Origin of the sequence: Brasilonema sennae CENA114 (assembly GCF_006968745.1) — a bacterium.
Lineage (GTDB): Bacteria > Cyanobacteriota > Cyanobacteriia > Cyanobacteriales > Nostocaceae > Brasilonema > Brasilonema sennae.
Genome location: NZ_CP030118.1, coordinates 1023358 through 1041792, shown reverse-complemented (window position 1 = coordinate 1041792; position 18435 = coordinate 1023358). Strand labels below are relative to the sequence as shown.

Annotated in this window: 20 protein-coding genes and 1 pseudogene; 16 read left to right on the top strand and 5 right to left on the bottom strand. The window is 42.1% G+C overall.

Features of this window, described 5'->3' with window-relative positions; translation table 11 throughout:
• Nucleotides 1-149 precede the first annotated feature (149 nt).
• Complete coding sequence (locus tag DP114_RS04420) at nucleotides 150-956, top strand: hypothetical protein (protein WP_169263652.1); 807 nt, start codon at nucleotides 150-152, stop codon at nucleotides 954-956.
• 214 nt (nucleotides 957-1170) lie between these two features.
• Here DP114_RS04420 and clpP read toward each other — a convergent pair whose 3' ends face one another.
• Nucleotides 1171-1776, bottom strand: a complete 606-nt coding sequence (gene clpP, locus DP114_RS04415) for an ATP-dependent Clp endopeptidase proteolytic subunit ClpP (protein ID WP_169263653.1) — start codon at nucleotides 1774-1776, stop codon at nucleotides 1171-1173.
• Between the two features lie 263 nt (nucleotides 1777-2039).
• Here clpP and DP114_RS04410 point away from each other — a divergent pair, with 263 nt between their 5' ends.
• Both DP114_RS04410 and DP114_RS04405 read left to right on the top strand, forming a co-directional pair.
• Complete coding sequence (locus DP114_RS04410) at nucleotides 2040-2192, top strand: hypothetical protein (protein ID WP_169263654.1); 153 nt, start codon at nucleotides 2040-2042, stop codon at nucleotides 2190-2192.
• A 153-nt stretch (nucleotides 2193-2345) separates the two neighbouring features.
• Entirely contained in the window at nucleotides 2346-4421 is a 2076-nt protein-coding gene (locus DP114_RS04405; protein ID WP_171975539.1) for a thioredoxin domain-containing protein, read from the top strand.
• 315 nt (nucleotides 4422-4736) lie between these two features.
• Here the strand turns inward: DP114_RS04405 and DP114_RS04400 are convergent, their stop codons facing one another.
• Both DP114_RS04400 and DP114_RS04395 read right to left on the bottom strand, forming a co-directional pair.
• A complete protein-coding gene (locus DP114_RS04400) occupies nucleotides 4737-5153 on the bottom strand; it encodes a type II toxin-antitoxin system VapC family toxin (RefSeq protein WP_246163051.1) in 417 nt (138 codons plus the stop codon).
• Entirely contained in the window at nucleotides 5150-5524 is a 375-nt protein-coding gene (locus DP114_RS04395) for a type II toxin-antitoxin system HicB family antitoxin (protein ID WP_246163050.1), read from the bottom strand. The genes DP114_RS04400 and DP114_RS04395 overlap by 4 nt, the downstream gene beginning before the upstream one ends.
• Before the next feature lie 98 nt (nucleotides 5525-5622).
• Here DP114_RS04395 and DP114_RS34695 point away from each other — a divergent pair, with 98 nt between their 5' ends.
• The 4 genes from DP114_RS34695 (at nucleotide 5623) to DP114_RS34675 (ending at nucleotide 6789) form a co-directional block, all read left to right on the top strand.
• Complete coding sequence (locus tag DP114_RS34695) at nucleotides 5623-5724, top strand: HEAT repeat domain-containing protein (protein ID WP_246163049.1); 102 nt, start codon at nucleotides 5623-5625, stop codon at nucleotides 5722-5724.
• Between the two features lie 18 nt (nucleotides 5725-5742).
• The gene (locus tag DP114_RS34685; protein WP_256379388.1) at nucleotides 5743-5922 is read left to right on the top strand and encodes a HEAT repeat domain-containing protein; all 180 of its coding nucleotides are present in this window, start codon (nucleotides 5743-5745) and stop codon (nucleotides 5920-5922) included.
• Nucleotides 5923-5934: 12 nt separating this feature from the next.
• Entirely contained in the window at nucleotides 5935-6015 is an 81-nt protein-coding gene (locus tag DP114_RS34680; protein WP_318284513.1) for a HEAT repeat domain-containing protein, read from the top strand.
• An 81-nt stretch (nucleotides 6016-6096) separates the two neighbouring features.
• The gene (locus DP114_RS34675) at nucleotides 6097-6789 is read left to right on the top strand and encodes a HEAT repeat domain-containing protein (RefSeq protein ID WP_305764696.1); all 693 of its coding nucleotides are present in this window, start codon (nucleotides 6097-6099) and stop codon (nucleotides 6787-6789) included.
• A 220-nt stretch (nucleotides 6790-7009) separates the two neighbouring features.
• Here the strand turns inward: DP114_RS34675 and DP114_RS04385 are convergent, their stop codons facing one another.
• Together DP114_RS04385 and DP114_RS04380 are read right to left on the bottom strand one after the other, a co-directional pair.
• Nucleotides 7010-7318: a HigA family addiction module antitoxin gene (locus tag DP114_RS04385; protein WP_169263656.1), complete on the bottom strand. Its 309-nt coding sequence runs from the start codon at nucleotides 7316-7318 to the stop codon at nucleotides 7010-7012.
• A gap of 15 nt (nucleotides 7319-7333) precedes the next feature.
• A complete protein-coding gene (locus DP114_RS04380; protein WP_211178306.1) occupies nucleotides 7334-7648 on the bottom strand; it encodes a type II toxin-antitoxin system RelE/ParE family toxin in 315 nt (104 codons plus the stop codon).
• Nucleotides 7649-7754: 106 nt separating this feature from the next.
• Between DP114_RS04380 and DP114_RS04375 the strand changes: the two are divergent.
• The 9 genes and pseudogenes from DP114_RS04375 to DP114_RS04335 all read left to right on the top strand — a co-directional run.
• Nucleotides 7755-7958 (top strand): annotated as a pseudogene (locus DP114_RS04375) (Uma2 family endonuclease); the annotation flags it as partial.
• 51 nt (nucleotides 7959-8009) lie between these two features.
• Complete coding sequence (locus DP114_RS04370) at nucleotides 8010-8621, top strand: molybdenum cofactor guanylyltransferase (protein WP_171975538.1); 612 nt, start codon at nucleotides 8010-8012, stop codon at nucleotides 8619-8621.
• A 400-nt stretch (nucleotides 8622-9021) separates the two neighbouring features.
• Nucleotides 9022-9543 (top strand): acetolactate synthase small subunit, encoded by a 522-nt coding sequence (ilvN, locus tag DP114_RS04365; RefSeq protein WP_171975537.1) that lies wholly within the window; start codon nucleotides 9022-9024, stop codon nucleotides 9541-9543.
• Between the two features lie 1064 nt (nucleotides 9544-10607).
• A complete protein-coding gene (locus DP114_RS04360) occupies nucleotides 10608-11018 on the top strand; it encodes a hypothetical protein (protein WP_169264645.1) in 411 nt (136 codons plus the stop codon).
• A gap of 183 nt (nucleotides 11019-11201) precedes the next feature.
• Complete coding sequence (locus DP114_RS04355; protein WP_171975536.1) at nucleotides 11202-13415, top strand: GumC family protein; 2214 nt, start codon at nucleotides 11202-11204, stop codon at nucleotides 13413-13415.
• Between the two features lie 64 nt (nucleotides 13416-13479).
• Nucleotides 13480-14796, top strand: a complete 1317-nt coding sequence (locus DP114_RS04350; protein WP_171975535.1) for a flippase — start codon at nucleotides 13480-13482, stop codon at nucleotides 14794-14796.
• 73 nt (nucleotides 14797-14869) lie between these two features.
• Nucleotides 14870-15880 carry a glycosyltransferase family 2 protein gene (locus DP114_RS04345; RefSeq protein WP_169264648.1) on the top strand — a complete coding sequence of 337 codons (1011 nt, stop codon included), beginning with the start codon at nucleotides 14870-14872 and terminating at the stop codon, nucleotides 15878-15880.
• Nucleotides 15881-16137: 257 nt separating this feature from the next.
• Entirely contained in the window at nucleotides 16138-17073 is a 936-nt protein-coding gene (locus DP114_RS04340; RefSeq protein WP_171975534.1) for a glycosyltransferase family protein, read from the top strand.
• Nucleotides 17074-17155: 82 nt separating this feature from the next.
• Nucleotides 17156-18427: a glycosyltransferase family 4 protein gene (locus tag DP114_RS04335; RefSeq protein ID WP_171975533.1), complete on the top strand. Its 1272-nt coding sequence runs from the start codon at nucleotides 17156-17158 to the stop codon at nucleotides 18425-18427.
• Nucleotides 18428-18435 lie beyond the last annotated feature (8 nt).

Sequence of the window (18435 nt, the reverse complement as noted above, 5' to 3'; positions counted from 1 at the left end):
AAGCGTTAGACTTGGCTAAATTAACTTGGAGTATAGTCCATAACAAAACCAGAGCTAAAGCTTGGAGTCACAAGTTGGGCGCAAACGTTTGTTTTACAGTCGCCTTTTCGGCGTAGAAATGTCAAAGATTTTAGATTGGTAGCAGTATTATGTTGGCTCAATTTCAGAGCAAATATCCCCAAGGCAGTCTTATTTCTGAATTAGTACAAATTTATCACGGTAAGTATATTGTCCGGGCAAGCGTACAAATTGATGGCGTGACACGCGCCACTGGAATGGCTGCAGCAGAAACAGTCGAGGAAGCAGAAGACCAAGCCAGGAATAGAGCGCTTGTCGTTTTGGGAATGAGTCATTCGCCAGATTCGGTTGTCATTTCCCCAGAACCAGTGAAGCAGGTTCAGCCAACTTTGACAACAACAAAATTAAATGAGTCTGCGTATCCCGCCGCTGTCAATACGTTTCCTCAAACACAAACAACCCCAACATCACCAGTCATCTCATCTGTTGTCAGTAAAAACGATATTAAAAATGAGGAGATAATTGAACGTTTTTCTACAACTGACAACCAGGAAACTCAGTTATTTGAGACGCCGTTCCAAAATTTGGAGATGATGTTTGGTAACCAAGCAGAAAATGATATGATGCCGGAGACTTCTGCTAGTAATGTGACACCGTTTCCATCACGCAGTTACAGTACTTCAATTGAGGATGTGCCAACTCAGACGACCACAGGTAAGAAAAAGAAGAAGAGCGAACCTGTGGATCAGTCCGACGATATCGCTAAAATTGGTCTTGAAATGCAGCGCCTAGGTTGGACAACAGAACAGGGGCGAGATTATTTGATTAAAGCTTATGGGAAGCGATCGCGTCATTTACTAACTGACGAAGAATTACACGATTTCCTCAGATATCTAGAATCTCAACCCACCCCTCCAGATCCATTAGCCGGATTTTGAAACAGTGAACAGTGAACAGTTATCAGTGAGCCAGCGCGAATGACGGCTTTCCCGACCTAGGCGACGGGCGTTCCCGAAGGGTTATCAGTAAATCACTGATATAGCTGTTGCCAGGTGTTTTAGGACAGAAACTGAACATAAAACTCAGACACTGAGAGAGTTTCAAGCCTGTTCCCTGTTAAGCGTTCCCTGTTCCCTGTTCCCTGTTCCCTGACTACACCATCGCCATTGGACGGCTACCAGCAGCGTGACGATCAATCACTTGGTCGATTAATCCATAATCCTTTGATTCCTCAGGCGACATAAAGAAGTCCCTTTCTGTATCCTCAGCAATTTTGTCATACGGCTGACCTGTGTGTTCGGCTAAATATTCATTTAGCTTGCGCTTGTGATAGAGGATTTCGCGCGCCTGAATTTCGATATCAGTCGCTTGTCCTTGAGCGCCACCCAAAGGTTGGTGAATCATAATCCGAGAATGAGGTAAACTCATCCGCTTACCTTTGGTTCCAGCGCTGAGAAGGAAAGCGCCCATACTCGCCGCCAATCCGGTACAAATTGTACAGACATTCGGGCGGATATGCTTCATAGTATCGAAGATCCCCATACCCGCTGTTACCGAACCTCCAGGAGAGTTTATGTACATATAAATGTCTTTCTCCGAGTCTTCTGCATCCAAGAACAGCAGCTGAGCAACAATCAAGTTAGCGACGTTGCTATCAATCGGCTGTCCCAAAAAAAGGATGCGCTCACGTAACAGCCGTGAGTAAATATCAAAGGCGCGTTCGCCACGACCTGATTGTTCAATAACGATAGGAATCATGCAGACTGCTTGTCACTAATTTACATACATTTTATCGATTGCAACGGCTGATTGTTTTCAAAGAACCACAAACCGAATTTTTAAAACGAACCAAGTTTTTATACGGAAGGTTTCAGTTTGTGACTTTTTCATAACATTGTCACCATTTTTACAGCCTTTTCCGGAATCTAACTACTTCTTGCGGTAGATAGATATATCAGGAGTCATCTTATTACATAAATTCTATTTGAGATGTCACCCACCAAAAGTTAGAGGAAGTCGCCATGTTAGAAAAATTTGTGCAAGCCGCCATCATTACCTTTTTACTCCACCTACTGGCAGGTCTTAGCCCAACAACTATCAAAACACAAGCGACACCATCTTTAAGTACGTTGTCAGCACCGATCGCCAGAACTCTGTCCAACAATCTTGAATAAGATGAATAATTCTTATTTCGTCTAAGATGAGAAAACTGTTAGCTTCTAAGGTTATAAAGATATATTAGTGCGGAGTGGTTTAAGGCTAGTAAGTGAATGTCTCTCAAACACAAGCTAGACTGAGCAAAGAAGGCTGTCATCAAGAATTTTATCATGACTAATCGTCTAGCTCAAGCTAAAAGCCTCTACCTCCGCAAACACGCCGAAAACCCTATTGATTGGTGGTCTTGGTGCGACGAAGCACTCGCAACGGCAAAGGCACAGAATAAACCGATATTTCTTTCGATTGGTTACTCCAGTTGCCACTGGTGTACTGTTATGGAAGGTGAAGCTTTTTCTAACCTAGCTATAGCCGAGTACATGAACGCCAACTTTCTTCCGATAAAAGTAGATAGAGAAGAAAGACCAGATATTGACAGCATCTATATGCAAGCTTTGCAGATGATGAGTGGTCAAGGGGGTTGGCCTTTAAACGTTTTTCTCACCCCAGATGATTTAATACCATTCTACGCTGGTACTTACTTCCCAGTTGAACCACGCTACGGTCGTCCTGGGTTTTTGCAAGTTCTGCAAGCAATTCGTCATTATTACGACACAGAAAAACAAGATTTAAGTGAACGCAAAGCAGCTATTGTTGAGTCACTCCTCACCTCTGCTGTATTACAGTCAGATGGGATCACAGAATCTCAAGATAAAGAATTGTTGCACAAAGGTTGGGAAACTTCAACCAGCATTATTACACCCAATCAATATGGTAACAGCTTCCCGATGATTCCCTACGCCGAACTCGCATTGAGGGGAAGTCGGTTCTTGTTCCCTGGCTCAGCCTGGGAACGATCGCAGTATGATGGCAATAAAGTTTGTACCCAGCGGGGACTAGACCTGGCATTGGGTGGAATTTATGATCATGTGGCTGGTGGATTTCATCGCTACACGGTTGACCACACTTGGACAGTACCGCACTTTGAAAAGATGCTCTACGACAACGGACAGATTGTAGAGTATTTGGCGAACTTGTGGAGCGCAGGTGTACAAGAAGCAGCTTTTGAAAGAGCTATCGCCACAACTGTCCAATGGCTGAAACGCGAAATGACAGCGCCATCTGGATACTTTTATGCAGCGCAAGACGCAGATAGTTTCACCACTCCCACAGAAGTAGAACCAGAAGAAGGCGCGTTTTACGTCTGGAGTTACAGCGAATTGCAACAACTTCTGACTCCCGAAGAACTAACAGAATTACAACAACAGTTTACAGTCACGCCTGACGGTAACTTTGAAAGTCAGAATGTGTTGCAAAGGCGTAACGCTGGAAAACTGAGTCAAACCCTCGAAAGCACACTCGCAAAACTGTTTGCTGTTCGCTACGGTGCTGCACCTGAGTCCGTGGAAACTTTCCCACCCGCACGCAATAACCAAGAAGCGAAAACAGAAAACTGGAAAGGACGCATTCCCGCAGTCACAGATACAAAGATGATTGTCGCCTGGAATAGCTTGATGATTTCCGGTTTAGCAAGGGCGTATGCAGTCTTCCAACAACCAGAGTATCTGGAACTTGCAGCGAAAGCGGCGAACTTTATCTTGGATAATCAGTTTGTCGATGGGCGTTTTTACCGATTGAATTATGAGGGACAAGTTACTGTCTTAGCTCAATCTGAAGATTACGCCTTTTTTATCAAAGCACTACTGGATTTACACAGCAGTTCTCCTGAGCAAAAAAACTGGTTGGAAAGAGCGATCGCAATCCAAGAAGACTTCCACGAATATCTGTGGAGTGTAGAACTCGGCGGATACCACAACACATCAAGCGACGCTAGTCAAGACTTGATTGTGCGAGAGCGCAGCTATGTAGATAACGCGACACCTTCGGCAAATGGAGTGGCGATCGCCAACCTTGTTCGGCTTGCTCTTGTCACCGACAATCTTCATTACTTGGATTTAGCCGAGCAAGGATTAAAAGCATTTAGAAGCGTGATGAGCCGTGCTCCCCAAGCTTGTCCCAGTTTGTTTACAGCCTTGGATTGGTATCGTAACTGTACCTTAATCCGCACGACAGCAGAGCAGATACACTCTATTAACTCCATGTATTTACCGAGTACTGCGTTCGTTGAGATATCGAAGTTACCAGAGGGAAGTATTGGGTTGGTTTGCCAAGGTTTGAAGTGTCTAGCACCAGCGGAAAGTTTGGAGAAGTTGTTGCAGCAAGTGCAGCAGAGTCAGGTGAGAGGGTGATGGCTAAGATATTGCACTATTCTTCATCAGCCAACTCACCCGCCCAGAACTAAAGTTCCGGGCTAATAGGCAAAGTCGGTTAAAACCGACTAAAAGCATTAACAGACTTTGTTTTTAGTCCTCTTAAGAGGACTTTCACTATCAGCCAAGGGTTTACTAACCCTTGGCTGTTGTTTTTCCTCGTTCCCTGGCTCTGCCGGGGAATGCATAACTGTGGGCTGCTGCCTCAATATAATCATATGGAAATATTTAGTTTTTTCTTGTATTTTACATTCAGCAACACCCTGATCTCATTTATCCTGCCGCGACCAATCCTCAATATTTAACCCTGATACTTGAGAAAAATCTCGATCGATAGTTTCGCGTTACCACAACTGCATCATTCACCAAGGCAATTGCAGCAATTCGCATATCCTTCTGCAATCGCTGTTTCGATAACGTCGGATTTTCTTTTAGTGTTCGCTCAAACATTTCTCCTGCTTTCTCATCAAAATCCAACACTCTCACCCGTCCGAATAGAGCAACTGTCCGGCTCAACTTTCCATACAACCGCACAACATGTTCAACTTCCCGTGCACTATTGATTCGCACTACCCAACCATTAAACAATTCCTGAACTGTGACGATGGAAATCGCAACCTCCGCTCCCAGAACAGCCACCCGACGGCTTACCTGTGGATGCCGTTCCAATAGCAGCGACACATGATCCGTATCTAATAACCAAAGGCTCATGCTGTACCGTTTATATCCAACTCGCGCTCTGCCCGCAGTTGGGCCGCAAGTTCTGCAAACTCATTATCCCCCTCAAACATCCCAATAAATTCTGTCCAGGGATTATTTGTAACTTCTAGCGTCAAAACCTCAATATTCAAAAGCCTTACTCTCAGCTTCTCCTGTAGAGCGGCGATAGCTTCGCTGCTGCGCTCCGCGCAGATCGCCTCCTCACGGGTTTGAGCCAATGCCACACAATCAGGCAACTCTGGCACTGATGCCATAAAATACCCCGACTCAACCCGTTCAACCAGAACATGAAGGGACATTTTATTTAAACTTGGAATTGCTTGAAAATTCATAGACGGCGATACCAGGTTACCTTTGACCATAATAATGCCTCCGCCACCCTTATTATAAACTCGCCCACGAGTTCCAAACACTCAACGCCGAGTTGTAAATTCTCGCCCACGCGGAAATTACGGAGACTATGGGAGAAATCAAATCATCAACAGGTGTTCCACAGTTAATTAAACTCTTAGAACATGAAGACTTCTTAGTGCGTTCTAGTGTGGCATTTGCCTTAGGATAAATCAAATCATAAACGGCAATCCCACAGTTAATTAAACTCTTAGAAGATGAAGACTACTCAGTGCGTTCTAGTGCGGCAGATGCCTTAGGAGAAATCAAATCATCAGCGGCGGTTCCACAGTTAATTAAACTCTTAGAACATGAAGACTTCTTAGTGCGTTCTAATGCGGCAGATGCCATAGGAGAAATCAAATCATAAACGCCGGTTCCACTGTTAATTAAACTCTTAGAACATGAAGACTTCTTAGTGCGTTTTAATGCGGCAGATGCCATAGGAGAAATCAAATCATAAACGGCTGTGCCACAGTTAATTAAATTATTAGAAGATGAAAAATACTATGTGCGTTCTAGTGCGACAGATGCCTTAGGATAAATTAAATCAGAAGCGGCAATTCCACAGTTAATTAAACTCTTAGAAGATGAAGACTTCTCAGTGCGTTCTAGTGCGCCATCTGCTATAAAAAAAATCAAATCAGAAGCCGCGATTCCACAGTTAATTAAACTCTTAGAAGATGACCGTTTTGTAGCCGCTAATAATGGAAATACACTCTATAACGCCTTTCAAATACTTGAAGCAATTCAAGAACACGCTCGATACTACAAGCCAACTTTAATACAATCAGAAGCAACAATCAACGGCTACGAAAATAAGAATCATTCAATGGAACAAAAACGTATTTTACGAGTTGTTGTGGCATCACCCAATGATGTGAAGCCTGAAAGAGATATTTTACCCAATATAATTGATGAATTAAATCGTGGTATTGCCGCAGACAAGCATTTAATCCTAGAACTCTCCCGGTGGGAGACAGATACTTACCCAGGGTTTCATCCAGAGGGACCACAAGGTTTGATAGATCCTATATTAGATATTAAAAATTGCGACATTTTGATAGGAATTTTTTGGAAGCGATTTGGCACACCTGTCACAGATGCTCAATCTGGTACAGAACATGAATTTCTTTGTGCTTATGATTCTTGGAAAAAGAATGGTAGTCCTGAGATTATGTTCTACTTCTCTAAGAAAGCTTATACACCTCAATCAGAAGAAGAAGCACTGCAGTGAAGCAAAGTTCTAGGATTCAAGAAAAGATTTCCGCAAGAAGGCTTATCATGGAACTACAAAAGCAAGCCTGAGTTTGAAAAGTTCATTCGTAATCATTTAACACAACTGATTCGACAAAAGTGGGGCGATGGCAAGAATTTATAGAGTGGTCATTCTTTCTGTACCCCTTAGACTATCACGAGCAGTACACATCACCAAATCAAGGTAATATAATTTGGTATCAAGCTACATCATTCAACGGAAGTTTAGGAATTTGATTGTAAACCTCTGCATTCTCTTCAAGAGCTTGACGCAAATCGTATTGCGTTTGTAAATTCAACCAAAACTGAGCGCTGTTACCAAAATAGCGAGATAAACGCAAAGCTGTGTCTGCTGTAATACTGCGTTTTCCAGATAAAATTTCACTAATTCGTGTCTGAGCTACACCTATATCTTTGCTCAATCGATAAGGGGTGATATTGAGTGGCTCTAAAAATTCTAGCTGCAGGATTTCGCCAGGGTGGATATTTGGCAGACGGTTGTTGTTCATGATTATTTGTATGCGTCAGTGGTAATCTACTATTTCAACTTCCAAAGCATTGTTCTCATCTGTCCAAACAAAGCAGATTCGCCATTGATCGTTAATACGAATACTGTACTGTCCTTTTCTGTCGCCAACTAGCTTTTCTAAACGATTACCAGGTGGAAGGCGCAAATCGTTAATGGATGTTGCTGCGTCAAGGATAAGCAGTTTTCGTAAAGCAGTTTTTTGGATATTGGACGGATATTGAGAAGATGTAAAGCCCTCAAAGATAAGCTTTGTCTCTTCAGATTTAAAACTAACAATCACAATACTATCGCTATGCGTTACTATCGTCAAACGTTAGTATACACTTCAAGGTGAATAGGTAGCTACATAGCAATAAGTAACGCCCCACCATGACAGCGTTAAAATAAACCCATAAATAGCTGATACCATACAAGCCATGTCCCTCGCCAAGGAACTAGATTTTCCTCAAGACATCCCAGAAGATGTTATCCTTCCTCCAAGTGATTTATATAGCAACGAACCTCCCTTAGAAACAGAACTGCATTTAGAGCAAATAATTCTACTTTTCAAATGCTTGGAATGGTTGTGGCGAGACAGGACTGATTTTTACGCTGCTGGCAATCTGACTATTTATTACAGCTTAGAGCATTTTCAGTTATCAGTTATCAGTTATCAGTTATCAGGTAAGTGAATGCACCTTTCAAGCATAGTCTTAGCAGGCGGAAAAAGTTCTCGCATGGGACGGGATAAAGCATTGATTCCCATTCAAGGCGTACCTCTGTTGCAATTGGTTTGTCGAATTGCTGAAAGTTGTGCTGATACACTGTATGTAGTCACACCCTGGCAAGAACGCTATCAACGTTTGTTACCATCTACAGTTCAGTTTATCAAAGAAGTGCCTTTGTTTGGTGAAACTGGCAGTGAAAAACTACCTCACGGACCAATTATTGGATTTGCTCAAGCACTAGCGTATATACAAACAGATTGGGTGCTGCTGCTAGCTTGCGATTTACCTAAGTTGCGCGTTGAGGTGTTGCAAGAATGGGCGGCGACATTAGATAGTGTGGAGGGTGAGGCTATCGCTGCTCTAGTTCCTCAAGCTAAAGGATGGGAACCACTGTGCGGTTTTTATCGCCGTCGCTGTTTACCAAGTTTGGTGGAGTATATTAATCAAGGGGGGCGATCGTTTCAGGAGTGGCTGAAGCAACATCCCGTGCAAGCTTTGCCTTTACCAGATCCAGAAATGTTTTTTAACTGTAATACACAAGAAGACTTATTTCGACTCCAATCTCAGGTACAATAAGGGGTCATACCAAGTTGTGTTCAAAAACTTCACCCTATCCCCTCTCCTTTATAAGGAGAGGGGTGCCCGTCAGGGCGGGGTGAGGTGAGACAGCGCTGCAGGAGGGGAGCCAGTGCGTTGCGGTGAGACCAGTGCTGCAGGAGGGTTTCCCTCCGTAGGCATCTGGCGAACCCGAAGGGGGGTTCCCAAGGCAGCTTTTGGGGGGAAGCGGGGGAACATAACGTGCCGCCCCGTTGTAGCACCTGGCGTTCTCCCGACCTAGGCGACTGCGTTCGCGTAGCGTCTCCGCAGGAGATACCCGGAGGGTAACAGGTATGAATGCAACAGTGCATGTAGCTCGACTACACACTGAATATCTCTGTTATTTATAACTTACTTTCTCTAGCCTGTGTTGGCGACGATGAAACATACCTTATCAGTACTTGTCGAAGATGAAGCGGGAGTTCTTTCCCGTATTTCTAGCTTATTTGCCCGTCGCGGCTTTAACATAGAAAGCCTTGCCGTTGGTCCTGCTGAGAAATCAGGTATTTCTCGGATTACAATGGTAGTCCCTGGTGATGACCGTGTGATTGAACAACTCATCAAGCAACTATATAAGCTGATCAACGTTTTGAAAGTGCAGAACGTTACGGAAGTTCCTTGCGTGGAACGAGAATTGATGTTGCTTAAAGTGAATGCAACCAGCAGCACGCGTTCAGAAATTGTCGAACTGTCTCAAATTTTCCGGGCGAGAGTCGTGGACGTGGCAGAAGATTCTGTTACCCTCGAAGTTGTGGGAGATCCAGGTAAAATGGTGGCGATTGTACAAGTGCTGCAAAAATTTGGCTTAAAAGAAATCGCTCGCACCGGCAAAATTGCTTTAACTCGTGAGTCTGGTGTAAATACTGAGTTGCTGAAGTCTTTGGAAGCGAAGGTTTCCTGAGAAGGCGATTCGCGTACGTTACGCTTTGCAACATCGCCCCTTGTGGAGCTAAGAACTAGGAGCATCGGTTGTTTTGCGTGACTGTGTTCTTCCCAGAACAAACTGCCCCTAAAAGCTTTGGGGCAAAATAGCTCCTTTGAAGCTTCCAGAGGAAGGCATCCAAAGGTTCAGAAATAAAGCAATTGTAAAATTTTTTTGAAGCATAACCTACACGAGAACTATCCGACTCCTCAAGGGTGCGGGATAGTTGACTGTTGCTATTCAGTAAAAACCTTTTTTTTATTGTTCTTTACAGTTCTTTGACATAAAATTCAGTCAAATCACTGAGGACGTAATACAGCAAATGCCTGTTTAGCATACATCTGAGTCAAATTCTACGTAAATAACACGGTTATTAAATTTGATTTTTTATTAAAGTGGTGTTGATAACACAGTAAAGTGTTGTAAGTTAAACATATGGCTGTAATTAACAACAGCACTTTCAACCAGGGTTACAAGCAGTCAACAAGTAAATGATTCTCTTTTCTGGGAAGCTTAAATGCTTCAAGAGGTCAATTTACAATGGTAATTATATGACTACTTAGAGACACAAAGTTATTCTGTCTCTTAGAAGTAAACTTATGGGTCTTGCTCTACCTTAGACTCTGTTGATTTTTTAGTTAAGTCGCTTTGTTTCTTGTGTAATTGATTTAATACTAGGGTTTTTATCTTCACGTCTATCTACCCAGGGTTTTTTACATTTACGTCTACCTACAGACTACTCTTATTAGTCAGTGCAAACGAGCATGATAAATAGATCATAGATGCTGTTTAATCAATTCACTAGAAACAATTGTCTCAACACTTTTATATAAAAAGAAAAAATGAAGACATGATTCCTAGGCTTGTCATATCAGGAGTCATTGTAATTCAACAGCGCATTATTCATGCGCGGAGTTGGGCTTCGATGGTCTTTGCGATCTCAGTCCCTCCAACGTAACCTTTTTTGTCGTGCGTCCACTGATAAGAAGGTCGAATTGCGGAGATAGTGTCACTGAAATTAGAAACATTTAAGGGTGATCGAATTGCACAAAAGGTGTGAGCGAAATCGCAAACGTTCAAAGCAACGGGCTATTTATTGTCCAACTCATCAATGCCATCTCAACAGCATAAGTCAAAAGTATCCATTGTTTAGTGATCGGGCTGAACAACTACAGCAACGGGGAATTAGCAGACAAAAAGCCTTAATGTTAATGGCGAAAAAGACTGCAATTTCCCTAGAATGTGAATGGTTAGAAGCATTCTGGTGTGAGCAGTGTAATAAACCAAAGTGGTATCACCTCAAAAAGCAGGGTTGTATCTATCACGTATCAGTAGCATTGCCAGAACTTTGGCGACAAGCAGTGGGTGTCATGCATCTCGAAGGAAATCCTTCGGTTAGTGAGTTTACCCGCCGACACGCACGGAAAGCTGGATATAACAGCAAGGATTTCTGATTTCGAGGTTGAGCCAGTTGCGATCGCCCAAGCCGCGCGCCCTACGCCCGAGGCACAAAGTGCCTCCCCTGAACTTCGTTCAGGGAACCAAGCGTTGCAAGAGCGTGTCCGCAGGACTCAGCTTGGTTGGGCGTATACGGGCGATCGCAATTGAATGTATCACTAGGATTAATATCTGCCAATATGAATGATCTATCAAAATTTGAAGAAATTGATTTTCACAAATATTTGCAGGTTCTGCAACGACGCTGGATACCAGGGGCAGGAGTTTTTGGAGCAGTTGTTACCCTTGCATCCTTGAATGCACTCTCCTTGAAACCTACATATAAGGCAGAGGCAAATCTCCTGATTAAGACGAATCAAACTTCCTCACTAACAGGGTTGGGGGAAGCTATAGGAGCTATAGGACGGCTTGAATCTTTGGGTTTGACAAACAATCCGTTAGATACTCAGGCAAAAATAGTTGCATCTGTTCCAGTTATTGAGGAAACAATTCATTCACTTGCTCTCAAAGATGACAAAGGCAAAGAGCTTAAAATCCGAGATTTTACTAAAAGACTTAAGACAGAAAGTGTAAAAGGAACCGATATCCTGCAAATTTCCTATACAGATAAAAATCCTAACCTAGCTGCAGAAGTCGTCAACAAAGTTATCGAGATTTATATCAGGAATAATATAGAGGCGAATCGGGCTGAGACTGCCTCAGCTGGCAAGTTTATTAAGCAGCAGCTTCCCGATACTGAAGACGCCGTAAGAAGAGCAGAGACAGCTTTGCGTAGATTCAAAGAGAAAAATAAAGTAATCGTTCTGCAAGAAGAAGCCACTGCATCAGTCAATAGGATTTCCAAGTTAGAAGAGGAAATTTCTCAAGCCCAAGCTCAACTAGTTGATGTTACTGCTCAATCGCAAAAGTTACAGAATCAGGCGAAAATTAATTCCCAGCAAGCTGTAAACGTTGCACAGTTGAGTCAAATACCAGGAACTCAAAAACTACTGGAGCAGCTTCAGGAAGCTCAAAGCCAACTTGCGGTTGAGCAAACTCGTTTACAGCCAGAACACCCTACTATTATTAATTTGTCAGAAAAAATTGCTGCTCTTAAGAGCTTGCTACAACAGCGGACAGAGCAGGTTCTTGGCAGTAAACAGCAAGTTAGTATAAGTAATTTACAGATTGGAGAACTGCGACAAAAGCTAATTGAAGATTTTGCTCGCTCTGAGGCAAAGCGCGTCGGTTTAGAAAGACAAATTACTACACTCTCTAATGAGAGATCTGCCTACAAAGAACGAGCAAACATTTTGCCTCAGCTAGAACAGACACAGCGACAGCTTGAGCGGAGGCTCAAAGCTGCTCAAACGACTTACGAAACTCTTTTGACGAGACTGCAAGAAGTCCGGGTTGCAGAGAATCAAAATATTGGAAATGCTCGTGTCATCTCCGCTGCTTTGGTACCCGATCTACCATCTGGTTCTCAAAAAAAACTGATTATCGGCGGTGGAGCAGTTGCTGGTATCTTGCTTGGTGTAATTGCTGCCTTCAGTTTAGATGTAATCGACCGCTCAGTTAAGACGGTTAAAGAAGCGAGGGAATTATTCCAATACACCTTGCTGGGTGTTATTCCTTCAGTAACTAAGAGTGGCAAAAAGAGTAATTCTCTTCCCAAAGTGATTGGTAGGGACATTCCTCACTTTCCTGTGGGTGATGCGTACCAAATGTTGCAAGCGAACTTGAAGTTCTTGAGTTCGGATAAAAAGCCAAAAGCGATTGTGGTTACGAGTTCCGCCTCCAAAGAGGGAAAGTCTGAGGTGGCTGCAAATTTAGCTGTGGCAATGGCTCAAGTGGGGTGTCGGGTACTGTTGGTGGATGCGGATATGCGTCATCCAGTTCAGCATCATGTCTGGGAGATGACGAATGCAGTGGGTCTGTCTAATGTCATTGTTGAGCAACTTCCCATAGATAGAGCTGTGCAGGAAGTTATGCCCAACCTCTACGTTCTTCCCTCTGGAGTTTTGCCTCCTAACCCAGTAGCGCTGCTAGATTCCAAGCGGATGGCTGCATTAGTCGCCTCTTTTGCAGAAGAATACGACTTCGTCATTTTCGATACCCCAACCTTAGCAGGAACAGCGGATGCTGCTGTTTTAAGCAAGCTATCTGACGGCATCTTATTAGTAGTTCGTCCTGGGGTAAGTGACTATGGCAGTGCCAATGCGGCTAAAGAGTTTTTGAATCAGTCCGGTCAAAATGTTTTGGGCATGGTGATTAACGGGGTGAATGTGAAACGTGAACCTGACAGCTATTTCTATTACACGAAAGATTCGGCTGAGGCAGGTTTTGCACCTGGAAATTCTGTACTCACAGAAATAAATACATCAGGGTTTATACGAAAGGAGGATGTCTAATGCACAGGCTAGCTGTGTATTTACGCTCAAAAAGCAACGATTTTGACAAACTACAACAAATTTGATGCTACCTAAGTTCAAAATTCAGAAGTTATCACTTCTCAAATCTAACTCTGGGCTACGCGCGATTATTGCAAATACAGGTTGGCTATTTGCTGACCGCATTCTTCGCATGGGTGTAGGTCTTCTGGTTGGAGTCTGGATTGCACGCTATTTAGGAGTGCAGCAGTATGGTCTTTTAAACTATGCAATTGCCTTTGTCTCCCTGTTCAGTCCATTTGCCACCTTAGGGTTAGACAACGTGGTAGTTCGCGATCTTGTGAGAGACTCATCGCACAAGAAGCAAATTTTAGGGACAACTTTCTGGCTGAAACTACTTGGTGGAGTCGGCTCTGTATTGTTATCAGTTGGTTTCATCTGTTTGATACGTCAGGATGAAAACTCGACTGTCTGGTTAGTAGCGATTTTGGCAACCGCAGGAATTTTTCAGGCTTTGGACACAATTGACCTTTGGTTTCAGTCTCAAGTGCAATCAAAGTATACAGTAGTTGCTAAAAATACAGCTTTTGTAATCATTACTCTTATCAAAATTGCTTTACTCAAGATGCAGGCATCATTGATTGCTTTCGCCTGGGCGAGTTTGGCAGAGATTGGATTAGGTGCTGTGGGTTTAGCGATCACTTACAAAGTCAAGGGTCACTCACTGTGGGTGTGGCGTTGGAGTTTTCCTCTTGCTAAAGCTCTCCTCAAGGAAAGTTTACCTCACCTTTTTTCCGGTTTAGCCATTCTCATTTACATGAAAATTGATTTAATTATGCTAGGTCAAATGCTTGGGGATAATGCTGTAGGTATTTATTCAGCTGCCACTCGTATTTCTGAGGTTTGGTATTTTATTCCGACAGCGATTACTTCTTCAGTCTCTCCCTCAATTTATACAGCAAGGCAAACAAATGAAGATTTGTACTATCGGCGCATAGGGCAATTACTTCGTCTACTAGTGTTGCTTTCTCTAGCAATTGCCTTACCGATGACATTCTTGTCAGGAACAATAACTTCTATGCTGTTTGGTAATGCTTATGCAGGAGCAGGACCTATTTTGGCAATTCATATCTGGGCTGCATTGTTCGTCTTTATGGGGGTTGCCACATCACCTTGGTTTAATGCTGAGAGATTGGCTCACCTTTCTATGTACAGGATTATTATGGGAGCAATTATCAATGTGCTGTTGAATTTATTCCTTATTCCTTCCTACGCTGGAGTTGGTGCAGCAATTGCAACCGTAATTTCTTACGCCTATGCCTCATTTTTAAGCAATGCTATTCATCCTAGCACTCACAAAATCTTTCAGTATCAAATGAAATCTCTTTTCATAATGCGTTAATCAACTACCTTTTTTTACGCAAAGGATTATAACAAAAAGATTACTATAAAATTTAATCTGGAGTTAAAATAATATGAATGATCAATATCAAAATCGTGCAACTATTTCATCAATACTAAATGGAACACCGCGACCTTTATGGTCTGTAATGATTCCCAATTACAATAGTGCCAACTATCTGCGCCAAACACTAAAAAGTGTGTTAGACCAAGACCCTGGTCCTGACATTATGCAAATCGAGGTGATTGACGATCATTCAACCAAAGATGATCCAAAAGCAGTTGTTGAAGAAGTAGGTCGTGGACGAGTAGGTTTCTATCAACAGCCGCAGAATGTAGGTTTTATTAGAAATTTCGAGACTTGCTTGCAAAGAGCACGTGGTCAATTGATTCACCAGCTACATGGTGATGATTGTGTACAGGATGGTTTTTATCGGAAAATGCAACAAGTCTTTGAGCACAATCCAGAGATAGGTGCTGCCTTTTGCCGACATATTTACATAGATGCAGATGGACATTGGCATACTATTTCTCGCTTAGAAAAACCTGAAAGTGGTGTTTTAAGTAATTGGTTGGAGCAAATTGCTATAGAACAACGCATTGCTACACCATCAATAGTAGTTCGTCGTAGTGTTTATGAACATCTAGGAGGTTTTGACCGTCGAATCGTTTGCTGTGGTGAGGATTGGGAAATGTGGGTTCGCATTGCTGCTCACTATCCAGTAGCATATGAGCCTGAACCATTAGCGCTATATCGCTTCAAGCCTTTAGAGTCGTTAACTCCAAAGCGGATTCAGCAAATTATGCAGGATATGCGGATGGCTAGTGAAATTATCCAATCTTACTTGCCCAATTATCTTCCTCAGTCTACTGCTGCCAAACTATTGAATAAAGCCAGAAAAAATTATGCACTATGGTCTATTGAAAAAACAAGCCAAATGTTATCCAAAGGAGATATAGGTGCTGGATTTGAACTGTTTCATGAAGTCCTTAAGTGTCATAAATCATTTGAAACAGTTGTAAGAGCAATCCTGAAATTATTAAAATCTCAATTGATTCATACGTTGACCCAAACACGTAACTAAAATTTCGCTTTTTCTATTATTCATAATTTCCTGGTTATAGAAAATATTCTATTAAGTGAAATGCGAGATAAAAAGCTATTGTAGATTATATATCTGAAATTATACAAATAATCATATCAACTTTATTAATATGATTATTTGTATAATTTTAAGTACACTAATAAAGAAATAGGATGTAACCGTTTCTGGATCCCTATATATGTGTACCAATTTTGGGGAAGTTTTTCTGTAAAGCTCTTTGAAATAAAGTGAAACTAATGCATAATTTTCAACTAAAAACGCCCGTTGCTTTTCTCATTTTCAAGCGGACTGAATCTACGGAGAGAGTATTTGAAGCAATTCGCCAAGCAAAACCTCCTAAGCTTTTGGTGATTGCAGATGGACCTCGCACAGATCGACCTGGTGAAGCAGACAAGTGCGCTGCCACCCGAGCAATTATTGATCGCGTTGATTGGGACTGTGAAGTTTTGAAAAACTATTCCGACGTAAATATGGGGATGAAGAAGCGTGAAGCTAGCGGATTTGATTGGGTTTTTGAGACTGTTGAAGAAGCAATTATTCTCGAAGATGATACTTTGCCACATCCCACTTTTTTCAGATATTGTGAAGAGTTGCTACATTATTATCGCCATGACGAACGGATAATGCTCATTTCTGGAAACAACTTCCAGTTTGGGCGTAAACGTACAGAGTATAGCTATTACTTTTCCCGCTACCCCAATACTTGGGGCTGGGCGTCATGGAGACGAGCTTGGCAGCATTATGATATTGAAATGAAGCTTTGGCCAAAAATTCGAGATGGTGAATGGCTTAAATTTATATTAGAAGAACCTAAAACTGTGAAATTTTGGTTCAAAAAGTTTCAAGAAACCTATAAGGAAAAAATTAGTACTTGGGATTACCAGTGGATATTGACTTGTTGGGTTAATAATGGTTTTTCTATCGTTCCAGATGTTAATTTAGTTACCAATCTTGGTTTTGGTTCAGAAGCTACTAACACAAAAGATAGCACCAGCCCTTTCTCTAATATTCCTACACAAAAAATATGTTTACCCTTACAGCATCCACCATTTGTAATTCGTCATGTTCAAGCAGATTATTTCATCCAAAAGACTCATTATCAGTATCAGCCAAATATACTTTGGCGTGCTTTTAACAAAAGTAGAAAAATTATAAACAAGATGATGAAGTAATTCTTTAGTTTAGTAATTAGCAATCAAGTAACAAGGGAAAAGTTCGTAAACCTAATTCCCCATTTATGGAAGTTATTAAACCATGAAGGCTCTGATACTCAGCAATTCTGATATTTATGGTGGAGCTGCTCGTGCTACTTATCGACTGCATCAAGGTCTTCAGGATATTAATTTTAACTCTCAGATGCTAGTGCAAGTCAAAAACAGTGACGATCAAGCAGTCATTGGCTCACGAGCTGTATCTGGAATCGGACAAGTTGTCACTGGCTTGAGATTGGTTTTAGATCAACTACCTTTAAAGTTTTACGACAATCGCGTCAGTACTACTTTTTCACCTCAATGGCTTCCAGACACAATCCACTCTAAAATTGCTCGACTTGCTCCAGATATCATTAACTTACATTGGGTGAGTGCTGGTTACCTCCAGATTGAAACAATCGCTAAATTTAATAAACCTATAGTCTGGACATTTCACGATATGTGGGCATTTACTGGAGGATGCCACTACAATCAAGACTGCGATCGCTACACATTATCTTGCGGTGCTTGTCCTCAACTAAATAGCAGTAGAGACAGGGATTTATCTCGTTGGATATGGGAGCGTAAAGCCAAGGCATGGAAAAACTTAAATTTAACCATTGTCACTCCTAGCTCTTGGCTTGCTCAATGCGTCAAAGTAAGCTCTCTATTGAAGGAAAGGCGAGTTGAGGTGATTCCCTATGGTCTTGATACTCAAAAGTATAAACCAATCAACAAACAGGTTGCTCGATCGCTACTCAATTTGCCTCAAGATAAACAGCTTCTTCTTTTTGGGGCACTACAAGCAACCAGCGATAAAAGAAAGGGATTTCACCTATTGCAACCAGCACTTCATGAATTGAATGAATCTGAGTGGAAAGATAGACTGGAATTGGTTGTTTTTGGTTCTTCCAAGGCAGAAAGTTCCACTAACTTCGGTTTTAAGTCTCATTATTTGGGTATGTTAGGGGATGATTTGTCTTTAGCATTAGCATATTCAGCCGCAGATGTTTTCATTGCACCGTCAGATCAGGATAATTTGCCAAATACTGTGTTGGAGGCGGTCGCCTGTGGCACACCCTGTGTTGCTTTTGACATTGGCGGTATGCCAGATATGATTGAACACCAGAAAAATGGCTACTTAGCTCAACCTTATAAAATAGAAGATTTGGCTGGTGGAATTGCTTGGGTGCTAGAGAACACAGAGCGGCATCAGAAACTTTCTTACCGCGCCCGTGAGAAAGCAGAACAAGAATTTACCTTGGAAATCCAAGCACGTCGCTACTTATCTCTTTTTAAATCTCTTGTGATGGAATCTGAGGTATCAAAACACTGAATATTAGT